14 protein-coding genes and 1 pseudogene are annotated in these 15,607 nt (G+C 37.1%); 4 read left to right on the top strand and 11 right to left on the bottom strand.

Annotation, left to right across the window (positions count from 1 at the left end; genetic code table 11):
* The first annotated feature begins 15 nt into the window (after positions 1 to 15).
* A pseudogene (gene fic, locus ASG31_RS19215) lies at positions 16 to 540 on the top strand (protein adenylyltransferase Fic).
* Positions 541 to 647: 107 nt separating this feature from the next.
* On the opposite strand, the gene ASG31_RS17645 reads toward fic, so the two are convergent.
* From ASG31_RS17645 to ASG31_RS17685, 9 genes are all read right to left on the bottom strand, one after another.
* A complete protein-coding gene (locus ASG31_RS17645) occupies positions 648 to 1,292 on the bottom strand; it encodes a porin family protein (RefSeq protein WP_056035963.1) in 645 nt (214 codons plus the stop codon).
* Between the two features lie 103 nt (positions 1,293 to 1,395).
* Complete coding sequence (gene sucD, locus ASG31_RS17650) at positions 1,396 to 2,268, bottom strand: succinate--CoA ligase subunit alpha (RefSeq protein WP_056035965.1); 873 nt, start codon at positions 2,266 to 2,268, stop codon at positions 1,396 to 1,398.
* A 91-nt stretch (positions 2,269 to 2,359) separates the two neighbouring features.
* Entirely contained in the window at positions 2,360 to 3,262 is a 903-nt protein-coding gene (locus ASG31_RS17655; protein ID WP_056035968.1) for an LpxD N-terminal domain-containing protein, read from the bottom strand.
* 316 nt (positions 3,263 to 3,578) lie between these two features.
* Complete coding sequence (gene efp, locus ASG31_RS17660; RefSeq protein ID WP_056035970.1) at positions 3,579 to 4,145, bottom strand: elongation factor P; 567 nt, start codon at positions 4,143 to 4,145, stop codon at positions 3,579 to 3,581.
* 22 nt (positions 4,146 to 4,167) lie between these two features.
* Entirely contained in the window at positions 4,168 to 4,515 is a 348-nt protein-coding gene (locus tag ASG31_RS17665) for a hypothetical protein (RefSeq protein ID WP_056035973.1), read from the bottom strand.
* 16 nt (positions 4,516 to 4,531) lie between these two features.
* A complete protein-coding gene (gene lpxA / locus ASG31_RS17670) occupies positions 4,532 to 5,320 on the bottom strand; it encodes an acyl-ACP--UDP-N-acetylglucosamine O-acyltransferase (RefSeq protein ID WP_056035976.1) in 789 nt (262 codons plus the stop codon).
* Positions 5,321 to 6,718: a bifunctional UDP-3-O-[3-hydroxymyristoyl] N-acetylglucosamine deacetylase/3-hydroxyacyl-ACP dehydratase gene (locus ASG31_RS17675; RefSeq protein WP_056035979.1), complete on the bottom strand. Its 1,398-nt coding sequence runs from the start codon at positions 6,716 to 6,718 to the stop codon at positions 5,321 to 5,323. It abuts the gene before it with no gap.
* A complete protein-coding gene (gene lpxD, locus ASG31_RS17680; RefSeq protein ID WP_056035983.1) occupies positions 6,711 to 7,742 on the bottom strand; it encodes a UDP-3-O-(3-hydroxymyristoyl)glucosamine N-acyltransferase in 1,032 nt (343 codons plus the stop codon). The genes ASG31_RS17675 and lpxD overlap by 8 nt, the downstream gene beginning before the upstream one ends.
* Before the next feature lie 84 nt (positions 7,743 to 7,826).
* The gene (locus ASG31_RS17685) at positions 7,827 to 9,044 is read right to left on the bottom strand and encodes an HD domain-containing protein (RefSeq protein WP_056035986.1); all 1,218 of its coding nucleotides are present in this window, start codon (positions 9,042 to 9,044) and stop codon (positions 7,827 to 7,829) included.
* 122 nt (positions 9,045 to 9,166) lie between these two features.
* Between ASG31_RS17685 and ASG31_RS17690 the strand changes: the two genes are divergently transcribed.
* From ASG31_RS17690 to ASG31_RS17700, 3 genes are all read left to right on the top strand, one after another.
* Positions 9,167 to 10,816, top strand: coding sequence for a S41 family peptidase (locus tag ASG31_RS17690; protein WP_056035989.1), 1,650 nt, complete (start codon positions 9,167 to 9,169; stop codon positions 10,814 to 10,816).
* Positions 10,817 to 10,963: 147 nt separating this feature from the next.
* Complete coding sequence (locus tag ASG31_RS17695; protein ID WP_056035991.1) at positions 10,964 to 12,508, top strand: bifunctional response regulator/alkaline phosphatase family protein; 1,545 nt, start codon at positions 10,964 to 10,966, stop codon at positions 12,506 to 12,508.
* 203 nt (positions 12,509 to 12,711) lie between these two features.
* Positions 12,712 to 13,476 carry an exodeoxyribonuclease III gene (locus ASG31_RS17700; protein ID WP_056035994.1) on the top strand — a complete coding sequence of 255 codons (765 nt, stop codon included), beginning with the start codon at positions 12,712 to 12,714 and terminating at the stop codon, positions 13,474 to 13,476.
* Positions 13,477 to 13,555: 79 nt separating this feature from the next.
* Here ASG31_RS17700 and ASG31_RS17705 read toward each other — a convergent pair whose 3' ends face one another.
* A complete protein-coding gene (locus tag ASG31_RS17705; protein ID WP_056035998.1) occupies positions 13,556 to 13,936 on the bottom strand; it encodes a septal ring lytic transglycosylase RlpA family protein in 381 nt (126 codons plus the stop codon).
* 320 nt (positions 13,937 to 14,256) lie between these two features.
* Positions 14,257 to 15,558, bottom strand: a complete 1,302-nt coding sequence (rimO, locus tag ASG31_RS17710) for a 30S ribosomal protein S12 methylthiotransferase RimO (protein ID WP_056036001.1) — start codon at positions 15,556 to 15,558, stop codon at positions 14,257 to 14,259.
* Between the last annotated feature and the right edge of the window lie 49 nt (positions 15,559 to 15,607).

Genomic DNA, 15,607 nt, shown 5'->3' on the forward strand with positions numbered 1-15,607 from the left:
ATTCATTTGAATAAGATGAAAAACATTGATAAATTATGTCTGAATCATGGATATCGCCTGTTTGAAAGCGGATACATTCTGTCTGTTGAAGTTGGCTCTACGACAGGATTGCTGCAGCTTCACCACTATCTTTTTGATAAATTATATGATTTCGCGTGAGAGATTCGCGCACATCATATTTCGAAATGTGGATTCAGGGTTGCAACAGCTTTATATCTGAATGAAATTTTGGCTAAAATAAAATTGATGCCTGAACACTCTTTTGAAGAAATCATATCAAAAAATATCTTGAAATGAATATTGCTCATCCCTTTATTGAAGGCAATGGAAGGACGATGCGCATCTGGCTTGATTTAATTTTAAAGAAGAATTTAGGAAAAATAGTCAACTGGCAATTGTAGATAAAACCCTGTATCTATAGGCGATGGAACGAAGCCTATCAATGATCTGGAGTTGAGAACATTACTTTCCGAAAACTTAACTGATGAGATTGACAGCAGAGAAGTTTACTTTAAGGGAATAGAACATTCTTACTACTGAGGGCTACAGAAAAGAAGATGATGAATAGATTTCATCCGTAATCACCTACAAACAAAACGCCCGGCTTCCAACAGAAACCGGGCGTTTTTATTTTAATTCAAAAAATATTAATTGAAGATATAGCTTAAGCTAAGACTTAAAACCTGCTCAGATTTCTTCTTTGCAGAGTTAGCATCAATTTTACTCTCATCTAAGGTTGGATAGGTATTAGACAATCCAAAATCATATTTTAAAGTCAATTCTAACTGTCTTTTGTAGCTGTAACCAATACCCGCACCAATGGCAAAATTAAAAGATTTTGCTTTTCCGAATCTGTCTGTACGGTAGATTTCTCTTGATTCATTGGTAACTTTCTGATCGATCAAAAAGTTGAATCTCGGGCCAATTTGTCCGAAAAACTCAGATTCAGCTTCAGAAAAATATCCTTTAAAAGAGACCGGAACGCTGATGTAATTGTTTGCATACATTGCGTTGTAGCCCTGCATCCCTTTTGCATCCTTATCTTTTCCAGATTCACCTGCGCCATAGTAAACAACTTCCGGCTGAAGGAAAAACTGATTGGAACTTCCCATCGGAATCAATGCCAAAACACCACCCTGAAAAGCCACTCTGGAACCCGAAGGATTGTGCGCATTTTTTACTCTGGAATTGTTTACCCCCGCTGTAAGACCGAATCTTGTGTTTCTTAAATCGATCTGTGCGGAAGCCATAAGGGAAAAGGCTAAAGCTGATGCCAATAATATTTTTTTCATATGTAGTTTTTAAATTGTTTTTAAAGGACACATGTTATCGCCAAGTCTATATTGTGTTTGCATGCAATGTATTATTAATGGCGATTTCATATCAAATTTGTTTTTATCCTAAAACTTTTGCGATGGTAACACCGATTTCTGCAGGAGAGTCTACAACGTTAATTCCGTTTTCTCTCATGATTTCCATTTTAGCCTGAGCTGTATCTTCATCACCACCAACGATTGCACCTGCGTGACCCATCGTTCTTCCTTTAGGAGCAGTCTGACCTGCGATGAAACCTACCACCGGCTTAGTAGAACCACTTGCTTTATACCATCTTGCAGCTTCAGCCTCAAGACCTCCACCGATTTCTCCGATCATTACAACCGCTTCAGTTTCAGGATCGTTGATGAACAATTCCAAAGCTTCTCTTGTAGTAGTCCCGATAATTGGGTCACCACCGATTCCGATAGCTGTAGAAATTCCGTAACCGGCTTTTACAACCTGATCAGCAGCTTCGTAAGTAAGAGTTCCTGATTTTGAAACGATTCCCACTTTACCTGCTTTGAAAACGAAACCTGGCATAATACCAATTTTAGCCTCATCAGAAGTGATGATACCAGGACAGTTTGGCCCTATCAATCTGCAGTCTTTATCAGCGATATAAGATTTTACTTTCACCATATCAGCCACAGGAATACCTTCCGTAATACAAACGATTACTTTGATACCCGCTTCAGCAGCTTCCATGATCGCATCTGCAGCAAATGCAGGCGGTACAAAAATGATACTTACGTTTGCTCCCGCTGTTGAAACAGCATCAGCCACTGTGTTGAAAACCGGCTTCCCTAAGTGCTCGCTTCCTCCTTTTCCCGGAGTAACACCACCTACAACGTTGGTTCCGTATTCAATCATTTGGCCTGCGTGGAAAGTACCTTCGTTTCCTGTAAAACCCTGTACAATTACTTTAGAATCTTTGTTTACTAAAATTGACATTTTATTGTTTTTTAAATTTATTTTCTTAATTTATTAATGCTCACAAATTTACTTATTTTTCTTTGATTTAAGATAAAACCAAGTCATTTGTTTATTCAAGATTTCTCATTTTCACCTCTTTTTTGAGGTAAGTTTTATAATCTTCTGCGAACATGCCGATATAAGTGCCTTTTTTGAGGTCGCGGTTGACTCCTGTTTTCCCTAAAAGTACAGTGCCACTTTCGATATTATTTCCGGATGCGATGCCAACCTGTCCCCACAGAGTGACGTCATCACCGATGATGCAACAGCCTGCAATACCGACCTGAGAAGCAATCAGACATCTTTTTCCAATCACGGTATCATGACCAATCTGGATTTGATTGTCTAAAACTGAACCCTCCCCGATAATTGTGGAATCTGTAACACCTCTGTCGATGGTGCAAGCATTTCCTATCTCTACATTGTTTTCAATTACAACATTTCCTACTGAGATTAAACGGTCGAAATTTCCGTTGATTTTTCTGTAATAAAATGCGTCGCCACCCAAAACTGTGTTGGATTGAATGACAACATTATCACCAATCACGGTTCTGTCACCGATAACAACATTTGGGAAAATCAAAGTGTTTTTTCCGATGGTAATGTTGTTGCCAAGAACTGCTGAAGGATGAATTTTTGTGCCCTCTCCTATTTCAACATCGTGAAGTGTTTCGGTGAAGTTGTAGATTCTTGTAAAATGCGTATTGATTTTATTAAAATCCCCGAAAGGGTCTTCAGAAATGAGAAGTGCTTTGCCTTCAGGACATTCTACTTCTTTATCAATTAAAATAATGGTAGCGGCAGAATTTAAAGCTTTGTCGTAATATTTTGGATGGTTAACAAAAACAATTTCACCTGATTTTACTCTGTGAATTTCGTTGGTGCCAAAAACCTGAAAATCTTCGGAACCCACGAATTTTGCGCCGATAATGTCAGCAATCGTTTTTAATTTTTGTGGCTGATGAAAGGTCATAATTTATTAGTAATGGGTGATGAGTAATAAGTAATGATTGATGATTGATGATCGATGATTGATTTTTATGCAGTGGATATTTTTAGTGTCTTACTGCTTAATAATTCAATTTTGAAAAGATATTTATACTGCCTACTTTGCAGCCCGACTTGAACGGAGCTCTTTTTGTAAGCGGTGGGAAAAGCCAGGGCACAAAAAAGCGGGAGTGGAAGGCGGAAATTGCTGCCCAAATAAAAGAAATTTTTTGAAGGCCAGCCAATAGTAAAAAACAAAAGCTGAAAGTTATAATGCTTTCAGCTTCTGATATTGTATAGAATTACTCTTTTACTCTTTCTAAATAAGAACCGTCTTCTGTGCTTACTTTGATTTTGTCGCCAGCCTCGATGAATAAAGGAACCATTACTCTTGCTCCTGTTTCTACGATTGCATTTTTCAAAGCGTTGGTTGCTGTGTTTCCTTTTACACCCGGATCTGCTTCTACTACCTCAAGGTAAACAGATTGTGGCAATTCTGCAGAAAGCGGAGTTTCGTCAGCTTCTTTTAAAATGATGGTTACTTCTTCACCTGCTTTCATCAGGTTTGAGTTTTCAATCATTTCTTTATTTAAATACAACTGAGAGAAATCATCGTTATTCATAAAGTGGAAACCATTCTCATCATCATAAAGATACTGGAATTTTCTTGTGATTACTTTTACTTCATCAATTTTGTGACCTGCAGAGAAAGTGTTATCCAAAACTTTTCCGTTGGTTACAGATTTCATTTTTGTTCTTACGAAAGCAGGACCTTTACCCGGTTTTACGTGAAGAAATTCAATAATTTTGAAAATATCATTACTGAATTCGATGCAAAGACCTTTTCTGATATCGTTACTTGTTGCCATTATTATTTTTATATTATTTTTATTATTTTGTTTTGTAAACCGGAACGCTTAAAACCGTTCTTCCTGCCCTGTGGATAGCATCCACTCTCGGTCTGGTCATCGTTCCCGAAGTCATCTGATCAATGTACTGACCATTCATCACTGTATTGAAATTAATAGTGTTTGCATTGAGCTGGTTTACATTCTTCTTCATTTCGGGTGAATTGTGAAGATCTGCTTTTAAACTTGGTAAAGACTTTTTGGAATTGAACAGAATAGAATTTACATTGCTTACTGCAACCGAATCTTTTGTTTTCAAGTCTGAATTTCTTTTTTCCTGTCCGAAAGCCAATGTTGAAAGAGCTGTTAAGATCAATATTGAAATTTTCATCGCTTTAAGTTTTATTTTATTCTTTCCCGGTTCCGTACCCTTTCACGATACCTCTTGGTGAATTCTGAATAAACTGAAGAATCTCATCTCTTTCTGCCGTAGGAAGCATTTCTTTTTCGATATGCGAAACTGCCTGAGAAACATTCATTTTCATCTGGAAAATCGCTCTGTAAATTTTCTGAATTTCAAAAATTTTATCGTTGGTAAAACCTCTTCTTCTTAAACCTACAGAATTGATTCCTGCATAAGACATTGGCTCACGTGCCACTTTTACGTAAGGCGGAATATCTTTTCTTACCAAAGTTCCACCGGAAATCATCACGTGTTTACCGATTTTACCAAACTGATGCACCGCTGAAAGCCCACCCATTACAGTATAATCACCAATCTCAACATGCCCTGCAATTCCGCAGCCGTTTACGATGATTACGTGATCACCGATTACACAGTCGTGCGCAATGTGTGAAGTCGCCATAATCAGGCAGTTGGTTCCTATTTTTGTAAAACCTAAAGCTTTTGTACCCCGGTTTACCGTCACACATTCTCTGATTGTGGTTTCGTCACCTATTATTGTTTGGGTATCTTCACCATCAAATTTCAAATCCTGAGGAATTGCTGAGATCACCGTTCCCGGAAAAATCCTGCAGTTTTTGCCTATTCTTGCACCATCCATTATGGTTACGTTGGAACCAATCCAGGTTCCTTCACCAATTTCGACATCTCCTGCAATGGTAGTAAATGGTTCGATGGTAACATTTTTGCTGATTTTTGCACGTTTGTCAACGGCAGCGAGTTGGTGAATCATTTAGTCAACTTTATTTTTAGCTACCTGAGCCATTAATTCTGCTTCTACCGCTACCTGATCGCCCACATAACCGTAACCCTGCATGTGCACAATCCCTCTTCTGATTGGCGTAATCAATTCAATTTTGAAAACCAGAGTATCCCCAGGAATTACTTTTCTTTTGAATTTTACTTTATCTATTTTGATGAAATAAGTAGAATAATTTTCAGGATCCGGAACACTTGCCAAAACAAGGATTCCCCCCGTCTGAGCTAAAGCTTCCACCTGTAAAACGCCCGGCATTACCGGCTCTTTAGGGAAGTGTCCTACGAAAAACGGCTCGTTAAAAGTGACATTTTTTAAACCTACCACGTGTTTGTCTGAAAGCTCAAGAACTTTATCGATCAACAAAAACGGATAACGGTGAGGCATTAATCTCATAATTCCGTTGATATCGAAAACCGGTGGTTTGTTCAAATCAAATTCCGGTACGTTTTTCTTTTTCTGAAGTTTCCACTGGCGGTTCAGTTTTTTTGCAAACTGCGTGTTGACGAAATGTCCAGGTTTGTTAGCAATTACTTTCCCTTTAATTTTAACTCCTGTCAAAGCCAAATCACCAATCACGTCGAGCAGTTTGTGTCTTGCAGCTTCGTTTGGATAGTTTAACGTTAAGTTATCCAGAATTCCGTTAGGTCTTATGGCTACATGATCTTTACCAAAAGCTTTTTTCAGTTTTTCTGTAGTTTCAGCAGTCAAATCTTTGTCTACGTAAACGATAGCGTTTGAAATATCACCACCTTTAATCAGACCGTGATCCAGAAGCATTTCTAATTCATGCAGGAAGCTGAATGTTCTTGCTGACGAAATTTCTTCTTTAAATTCTGAAATATTTTTAAGTGTAGCATTCTGAGTTCCTAAAACTTTAGTCCCAAAATCTACCATTGTTGTAATCTCGTACGTATCAGATGGTATAATGGTAATTTCTGAACCTGTATTTGGGTCGCTGTAGGTAAGTACCTCCTTGATTACAAGATATTCTCTGGCAACGGTCTGATCTACCACACCTACACTTTCAATCGCTTCTACGAAGAACTTTGAAGAACCATCCAGGATAGGAGGTTCAGAAGCATCCATCTCGAGGTAGGCATTGTCTACATCACAACCTACCAGAGCAGCCAGAAGATGCTCGCAGGTATTGATTTTTACTCCGAGTTTCTCAAGGGTTGTACCTCTTTCGGTGGCAGTTACGTAGTTTACATCAGCTTCTACCTGGGGATGCCCCTCAAGATCTGTGCGTACAAATACAAAACCAGTGTTTTCTTTTGCCGGTTTAATGGTAAGTTTTACTTCTCTACCGGTATGAAGGCCAATTCCAGAAAGAGTAACCTCCTCCTGAAGCGTTTTTTGCATATCACTCATTCGTATGATCTTTTGAGATATTCTCAAGATTATTTATTCTTTTTGCCATTTCAGGAAGTTTCCTGAAATGTACGTAGCTTCTGAGATAGTCATTATAGGCTATAGCAGGCGATCCGTAAATGGTTTCTTTATCATTCACACTCGCACTCACACCGCTCTGTGCCTGAATTTTCACCTGACTGCCAATTTTAATATGTCCTACAATGCCCACCTGTCCGCCAATCTGATTCCAGTCGCCGATGGTGGTAGATCCTGCAATCCCTGTCTGTGAGGCGATAACGTTGTTGGCACCGATTTTCACATTGTGCGCAATCTGGATTAAATTGTCAATTTTAGTTCCCCTGCCAATCGTTGTAGAGCCAATCGTTGCTCTGTCAATACTGCAGTTGGATCCTATTTCCACATTATCTTCAATAATCACATTTCCTAACTGAGGAATTTTCTGAAAACCCTGAGGTGTTGGCTGAAAACCAAATCCGTCCCCACCAATTACGGTATTGGAATGGATCACACAGTTATCACCGATGATGCAGTAATCGTAAATTCTCGCTCCACTGTCAATCTTACAGTTTTTGCCGATTTTTACGCCCTTACCGATGTAAACCTGAGGATAAATCTGTGAACCTTCACCAATTTTTGCCTTTTCAGAAACATAAGAAAATGCTCCGATGTATACTTTATCTCCTATCACAGCGGTTTCGTGGATTGAAGAACCATCTTCAACGCCTTCTTTTCTACCCTGCATCTCCTGATATAGGTTCATTAAAACCTGAAAAGAAAGATAGGCATCTTTCACTGCAATAAGTGTGGGAGTGTATTGATCTTTAGTGATAAGTGTCTCGGTAACAATAAGCACCGAGCATTTTGAACTATCTAAATGGTGAGCAAAACGCTCCTGAGCAATAAAAGATAAGTGCCCTGGCTCTCCGCTTTCTATAGGTGAAACACCAGTGATCACTGCGTTTTCGTCACCGATGATTTTTCCGTCAATAAAACTTGCAATTTGCGAAGCTGTAAATTCCATATTCTGCAAAGATAAGAATTTCTGTAATTCACAAACAAAATTTGGATTTCAGATATTAAATTTTAATAATATTTATGAAAATTTCTACGAAATTTCGCGCGGAAAGGTAAGAATATAACGGGTTGTTTTGGTATTCAGAAGACCTGACAACAATTGATCCTGCGATTGATCCAGCCGTATTTTCAGACCGTCTTTCTGAAGAAGATAAATAGGCTGCTTCTCAATGTCATAAGGTAAAAGTTTACGTTTAATCTCATGAACAAGTGTTTCACCATTATCAATTCTGAAAAAAGTGTTTGTTGATTTTATTTTATCTTCAATGAAACTCTCACCAAACGGTTGTGACGATATAATAGTTTTAGGTAAATTTCTCTGTATAATGCATCTGCAGTAATAGCTCAGAACAAAATCTTCAGAATTCTGCCAAAGTTTCATCGCCTGAATGACGTCATTATCATCCAGCTGTGTAAACCGGAAAACATCCTCATCTGTTGCTTCACTTTTACCTCTGTACAAAAAATAGCTGAGATTTTCTGTTGCCGGAAGTTTCATTCCCTGGGAAATCAGATATTTCGCGCGTTCCAGAACTTTCACCAGAAGAAATTCTGCTAGTGCCGAAGTTTTGTGATAATAAACCTGCCAATACATAAACATTCTTGCAGTAAGAAAGTTTTCAATAGAATAAATTCCTTTTGCATCGATTACCAGCTCACCCTCATCGCAGACGTTCATCATAGAAACAATTCTTTCGGTATTGATATTTCCTTCAGATACTCCGGTAAAAAAGCTGTCGCGGTTTAGATAATCAAGCCTATCAACATCCAACTGAGAGGAAATCAGCTGATTAAAAAATTTCCTGTGATATTTCCCCTGAAACATTTCCAGAGCAAGCGTAAGTTCACCTTTAAACTCCTCATTTAATCTGTTCATTAATAATAGAGAGAGATTCTCGTGATGCCAGTCGTCCATCAGCATATTTTCTAAGGCATGTGAAAACGGACCGTGACCGATATCGTGCATTAAAATCGCCAGCATCGCTGCTTTTTCTTCCTCAACAGAAATTTTTATTCCTTTCTGTTTTAAAGTTTCGATCGCAGTAAACATCAGATGCATGGCGCCCAAAGCGTGGTGAAATCTTGTATGCGTTGCTCCCGGAAAGATCAGATTTAAAAGTCCGGTCTGCCCGATTCTTCTTAAACGCTGAAAATACGGATGCTCGATGACATCAAAAAGTATTTCATGAGGAATTTTTATAAATCCGTGAACGGGGTCGTTGATGATCTTCAGTTTGTTGATGCTCATTGGTAATGCTGAATAATACTACAAAATTAGATAAATTTAGTTTAACACATTTTTAATTTTAATTGGGAAAAACTTTTGAAAATGTAAATCTACTTTTGAGGAATTAAAAACTATTATTTATTATGAAAAGATTTTTACTTCTTTTCGTATTTATTTTCGCAGGAACTCAGAAGAATTTTGCTCAGGAAAAACTCTCAGAAACTCAAAAATTAGAAACTTTGGCTAAAGTCTGGGGTTTTTTGAAATATTATCACCCAAATGTAGCAAAAGGCAATTTTAACTGGGATAAACAGTTAGTTGAAAAAATAATTGAAGCAGAAAAGATCAACAGCAAAGCAAAATATAACGATATGCTTTCAAGCTGGATCGACAGTTTGGGAAAAGTGGACTTCTGTAAAAAATGCACTACTAAAAAAAGTGAAAAATATTTCCTGAAAAACTTTGATTTAAGCTGGACAGATGACGCAGGAGTTTTTGACCCAAAAGTGATCGAAAAACTAAATTTCATAGAGGAAAACAGAAACCTGGGAGACAATCATTATATTACAGTTGACAGAAGTTCTGTGGCAAATTACAGGAACGAGAAAACTTCAAATTCCGAATTTATCTCGGGAGAAAACTCGCTGCTTGAACTTTTCAGATACTGGAATTTTGTTGAATATTTTTTTCCATATAAATATCAGACCGACCAGAAATGGAGTAATGTTTTAACGGAAATGATTCCTAAATTTTCGTCTGTAAAAAACACCAGAGAACTGCATCTCGCTGTACTGGAACTCGTTACGAAAACAGATGACAGCCATTCTTATTTTTCAAGCAAGGAAACGAACTCGTTTTTCGGAATGAAAATGTTGCCTGTACATTATAAATTTATTGACGGGCAGTTGATTATCACTGAAATAGCCGGCGACTTTGGTTCTAAAACACAGCTCAGAAAAAACGATATTATACTGAAAATTAACAGTCTTAAAATCTCACAGATATTTGAGAATACGAAGAAATATTTACCTGCATCCAACACATCCGTAAAAGAGCGGAATTTTGTTTACTCTAAAATTCCTACCAGAAGCAATGACGACAATTTGACTGTACAGATTCTGAGAGATGATAAAATAATGGAGTTAAATGAAAGAACATATCCCTTCAACGATATCCGTTTCTCCCAAAAGAAAAATATTGAGGGATGGAAAATGCTTTCCAATCAGGTTGCTTATGTGGATATGGGAATTCTTCAAAAAGAAAATGTTGACAAAATGTTTGCAGAAATTAAGGACAGCAAAGCCATTATTTTTGACATCCGAAATTATCCTAAAGGTACAATTCACAAACTGTCACTCTATTTATTTCCTGAAAGATTAGATGCAGTATCATTTACCTCTGCCAACTTTAGTTATCCGGGAAAATATAATTATATGCTGACTCAGAAGTACGGGCGTAGCAACAATTCATCTTATAAAGGAAAAATTGTTGTTTTGGTGAACGAAATCACGCAAAGTCATGCAGAATATACCTCAATGATTTTAAATGCGTTAGATAACACTACGATTATAGGATCTCAAACTTCAGGAGCTGACGGAAATGTAAACGAATTTCAAATTCTGGGGAATCCCACACGGTTTTCCTGCCTGGGAACTTTTTATCCGGACGGAACAGAAACTCAGAGAATAGGAATTCTTCCGGACATTATTTCAAAACCAACCATTGAAGGTATTAAAAATGATAAAGATGAAGTTCTGGAGCGGGCATTGGAATTTATTGAGACAGGAAAATAACCTTAAAATAAATGTTTTCCGATTTAGATATTTTATTAAATTTTTGTGATAACTTTATTCAAATCTTAACTATCTTTTGGCGTACTTTTGGAACTGATACCACAGTTCAAAAACTTTGAACTCTCAAATAAATATAGAACTTTATATATGTCTGATAAAATATTATGGATCGATGATGAGATTGATCTTTTAAAACCTCATATCGTATTTTTAGAAAAAAAAGGATATCATGTAACGCCAGTTAACAACGTAAATGAGGCTCTGGAACTTATGGATTCGGAGAAGTTTGCTTTAACTTTAATTGACGAAAATATGCCGGGAATTTCCGGTCTTGAAGCCATTCCGATGATCAAGGAGAAAGACAGCAGCCTTAAAATTGTGATGGTAACCAAAAGTGAGGAAGAGCACATCATGGAAGAAGCCATCGGATCGCAGATTGCCGATTATATTTTAAAACCTGTAAATCCCAATCAGATTTTGCTTTCTTTAAAGAAAAACCTTCAGGAGGATAATCTCGTGGAGCAAAAAACGATTTTGCAGTATCAGCAGGAATTCCGAAATCTTTCTATGGAACTTTCTTATCTGCGAACGTACCAGGATTGGGCAGAATATTACAAGAAAATCCTGAACTGGGAGATTAAATTTGACAAGGTTGCCGACAATGAATTTGCAGATCTGCTTCAGTCTCAGAAAGAAGAAGCCAATATTCAGTTTGCGAAATTTATAGAACACAATTATGAAGATTGGTTGCAGGATAGCGAGAAGCCTTTAATGAGCCACACTTTATTCAAAGAAAAAATAAAACCGGAAGTTGAAAAAGATAAAGTTCTTCTTCTGATGGTTGACAATTTGCGATATGACCAATGGAAAGTGATAGAACCTCTTTTCACCAAGTTTTACAATAAAGTTTCTGAAGATTACTATTACAGTATTTTACCAACGGCGACTCAGTATGCAAGAAATTCATTTTTTGCAGGTTTAATGCCTTCAGAAATTGAAAAGCGTTTTCCAGACAAATGGTTTAATGATAATGAAGACGGAAATAAAAACGAATTTGAAAGAGATTTTCTGGAAGATCAGATGAAAAGAATTGGTTTGAATTCTAAATCAATGAAATATCTGAAAATTCTGAATGCAGATTTTGAGAAAAAAATTTATGAAGATTTTAATCAGCATAAAAACAATGATCTTCTGGTAATTGTTTATAATTTTATTGATATTCTCTCTCACGCAAAAACCGATAATCATATTGTTAATCAGTTAATCAGAGATGATAAAACTTTCAGATCTCTTACGCTGAACTGGTTTGAAAATTCATCGCTGATCAAAATTATTAAACTGGCTGCCGAAAGCGGATTCAAATTAGTAATCACGACCGATCACGGAACGGTTTATGTAAAAAAACCAAGTCGTGTGGTGGGAGACAGAGAAACTTCAACCAACATCAGATACAAAACCGGAAAAAGTTTAACGTATGAAGACAAAGACGTTTGGGCGGTGAGCAATCCCGAAAAACTGTTTTTACCCAAGGGAAATCTAAGCTCGAAATATATTTTCGCCAAAAACAATATCTTTTTGGCGTACCCTAAAAACTACAATCATTTTGTAAATTATTATAAGGAAACGTATCAGCACGGCGGAATTTCTCTGGAGGAATGTATAATTCCAATCAGTATTCTTGAGCCGAAGTAGCAGCTTGCTTTTGGCTGATTGCGTTTGGCTTTTAAGCTAACGCTGATTTGGAAGATTTTTGTGAAGATCGAAAATTCGGACAAATAATATTTTTAAATATAAACTCCGGGCGGAAATTAATAGAGATTTTCTGCCCGGTTTTTTTTGTGGAATGTTAAAACATAAAACCGTTTTCCTTTTGTATTTTTGGCAAAATTATAATTTTGAGATTAATTACATACAACGTTAACGGCATCAGAGCCGCATTTACAAAAGATTTTTTAGGCTGGCTGAAAACCGCAGATCCTGATATCGTCTGCATTCAGGAAAGTAAAGCCGGAAATGATCAGATTGATATTGAAAGTCTTGAAAAAATCGGCTACAAAAGTTACTGGCATTCTGCCCAGAGAAAAGGCTACAGCGGCGTAGGAATCGCGTCTAAGATACAGCCGAAACATATTGAATACGGTTGCGGAATTGAAAGTTATGATAACGAAGGACGAGTTATTCGTGCTGATTTTGACGGTTTTTCTGTGATTTCTGTTTACGTTCCCTCGGCTTCCAATATCGAAAGGCTTGAATTTAAAATGCAGTTCTGCCACGATTTCTTAAGCTACATCAAAGAACTACGCAAAAAAATTCCCAATCTGATTATTTCCGGCGATTTTAATATCTGCCATCACGCCATTGACATTCACAATCCCGTGGGTTTAAAGAACACCTCAGGCTTTCTGCCGATGGAAAGAGAATGGATGACCGATTTCATCAATGAATGCGAACTGATTGATACCTTCAGACAATTTAATGGTGAACCCAATAATTACACCTGGTGGAGCTACCGTCAAAACGCAAGAGCCAACAACAAAGGCTGGCGTCTGGATTATAATTTTGCATCTCTCCCAATGAAAGACAAACTTTCCAGAGCGGTAATTTTGAAGGAAGCTGTGCACTCAGATCATTGCCCGGCACTTCTTGAATTTAAGGTTTAAAATTCAAGATTTAAAATTTAAAATAAAGACATAAAAAAAGCCAACTGCAGTCAGTTGGCTTCTACCATTTTATATCAGTCTATTCTTCGACTTCTACAACTTCATATTCAATTGGGATTTTGCCGCTTGCAAGATCTCCGATTTCGTCAAACGCTGCTTTAGACATATCTAATGCTCTTGAAGAATGAAAAGGACCTCTGTCGTTAATCTTTACAATTACTTCTTCTCCGTTGTTCAGGTTGGTAACTTTTACCATCGTCCCGAAAGGAAGCGTTCTGTTTGCTGCGGTAAGCTTTTTGTTATCGAACACTTCTCCGCTTGCTGTTTTTTTACCGTTAAATTTATCGTGGTAATACGATGCATAACTTGTTTTCTTGGCATCACCGGTATTTTCTGAAAAAGAATAAACACCGAGAGCAGAAATCATCATTATGATTACAAGAATAAATCTTTTCATCATTTTGAAATTTTTTGGGTTAATGACTCGGCAAAAGTAAAGTGCGAAATCGTAGTGACCTATTTTTTTTGTTAACGACTGTTAATGAAAATAAAATAAAAAGTTAAATTCAACCTAAAATCACGTTCAGTTTTGACTGAGAGCACGATTGTTAAATTATGTTAAAAATCGCCTTAAAAAGTTAATTTAATTAACTAAATTTCAAACAAGATGGTCGGATAATATGTAAAAAACCATTATTAATCAATGTTTTAAGCATTTTTGAACATTAAAAAACCAATACTGAAATAGCATTGGTTTTATATTAATCATCGAATTAAATTTTAAATTAATTCTCCATAAAGATCAAATTCTTCAGCGGAAGTAATTTTAACATTGGCAAAATCTCCGATTGAAATGTAGGTGTTTTCTGCGGAAACCAAAACGGTGTTATCAACATCCGGAGAGTCATATTCTGTTCTTCCGATGAAATAATTTCCTTCTTTTCGGTCAAAAACACATTTGAAAGTCATCCCAATTTTTTCCTGATTTTTCTCCCACGAGATCTGGGACTGAACTTCCATAATTTCCTCTACCCTTGCCTCTTTTACTTCCTGCGGAACATCATCTTCCAAAACATAAGCTCCTGTATTTTCTTCGTGAGAATAAGTGAAACATCCCAAACGGTCAAATTTCTGCTCACGAACCCAGGATTTCAATTCCTGGAAACGCTCTTCGGTTTCGCCGGGATACCCTACAATAAGAGTAGTTCTGATGGCCATATCCGGAACTTTCTCTCTGAATTTATCTAAAAGTGCATTTGTTTTTTCGTGTGTAGTTCCTCTTTTCATAGACTTAAGCAAGTCTGAATTGATGTGCTGTAGCGGAATATCAATGTAATTACAAACTTTAGGTTCTTCTCTGATGATATCCAAAACATCTTCCGGGAAACCGCTTGGGAAGGCGTAATGAAGTCTGATCCACTCGATTCCCTCTACTTTTACGAGCTCTTTTAAAAGTTCGCCGAGAGCTCTCTTTTTATAAATATCTAAGCCGTAATAAGTCAGATCCTGTGCGATAAGAATGATTTCTTTTGTTCCTTTTTTAGCCAGTTTTGCAGCTTCAAGAACCAGTTTTTCAATCGGTGTGGAAACGTGACCGCCTCTCATCAAAGGAATTGCACAAAACGAACAAGGTCTGTCGCAACCTTCTGAAATTTTTAGGTAAGCGTAATGTTTTGGCGTCGTAGTTAATCTTTCACCTACCAACTCGTGCTTGTAATCTGCACCAAGATGCTTCAACAAAATCGGAAGATCTCTGGTACCGAAATACTGGTCAACATCAGGAATTTCTTTTATTAAATCCGGTTTATATCTTTCTGAAAGACAACCTGTAACGAAAACTTTTTCTACTTCGCCACGGTTTTTAGCCTCCACATATTCTAAAATCGTGTTGATAGATTCTTCTTTGGCATTATCAATAAAACCACAGGTGTTGATTACCACAATGTCTCCACGGTCTTCGTGCACCACTTCTTTTCCGTTTGCTTTCAGCTGGCTCATCAGCACCTCAGAATCATATACATTCTTGGAACACCCGAGAGTGACTACATTGATTTTTTTCTTGCCTGTTGATTTTGTACGCATCTTTCTATTTTTCAGGGTGCAAAGATACAAAATTATAAAAAGCATGAGC

Source organism: Chryseobacterium sp. Leaf404, assembly GCF_001424145.1.
Classification (GTDB): domain Bacteria; phylum Bacteroidota; class Bacteroidia; order Flavobacteriales; family Weeksellaceae; genus Chryseobacterium.

Coding starts and splice junctions, on each gene's coding strand:
- ASG31_RS17645 (WP_056035963.1), bottom strand. CDS start 1,292: ATGAAAAAAATATTATTGGCATCAGCTTTAGCCTTTTCCCTTATGGCT.
- sucD (WP_056035965.1), bottom strand. CDS start 2,268: ATGTCAATTTTAGTAAACAAAGATTCTAAAGTAATTGTACAGGGTTTT.
- ASG31_RS17655 (WP_056035968.1), bottom strand. CDS start 3,262: ATGACCTTTCATCAGCCACAAAAATTAAAAACGATTGCTGACATTATC.
- efp (WP_056035970.1), bottom strand. CDS start 4,145: ATGGCAACAAGTAACGATATCAGAAAAGGTCTTTGCATCGAATTCAGT.
- ASG31_RS17665 (WP_056035973.1), bottom strand. CDS start 4,515: ATGAAAATTTCAATATTGATCTTAACAGCTCTTTCAACATTGGCTTTC.
- lpxA (WP_056035976.1), bottom strand. CDS start 5,320: ATGATTCACCAACTCGCTGCCGTTGACAAACGTGCAAAAATCAGCAAA.
- ASG31_RS17675 (WP_056035979.1), bottom strand. CDS start 6,718: ATGAGTGATATGCAAAAAACGCTTCAGGAGGAGGTTACTCTTTCTGGA.
- lpxD (WP_056035983.1), bottom strand. CDS start 7,742: ATGGAATTTACAGCTTCGCAAATTGCAAGTTTTATTGACGGAAAAATC.
- ASG31_RS17685 (WP_056035986.1), bottom strand. CDS start 9,044: ATGAGCATCAACAAACTGAAGATCATCAACGACCCCGTTCACGGATTT.
- ASG31_RS17690 (WP_056035989.1), top strand. CDS start 9,167: ATGAAAAGATTTTTACTTCTTTTCGTATTTATTTTCGCAGGAACTCAG.
- ASG31_RS17695 (WP_056035991.1), top strand. CDS start 10,964: ATGTCTGATAAAATATTATGGATCGATGATGAGATTGATCTTTTAAAA.
- ASG31_RS17705 (WP_056035998.1), bottom strand. CDS start 13,936: ATGATGAAAAGATTTATTCTTGTAATCATAATGATGATTTCTGCTCTC.
- rimO (WP_056036001.1), bottom strand. CDS start 15,558: ATGCGTACAAAATCAACAGGCAAGAAAAAAATCAATGTAGTCACTCTC.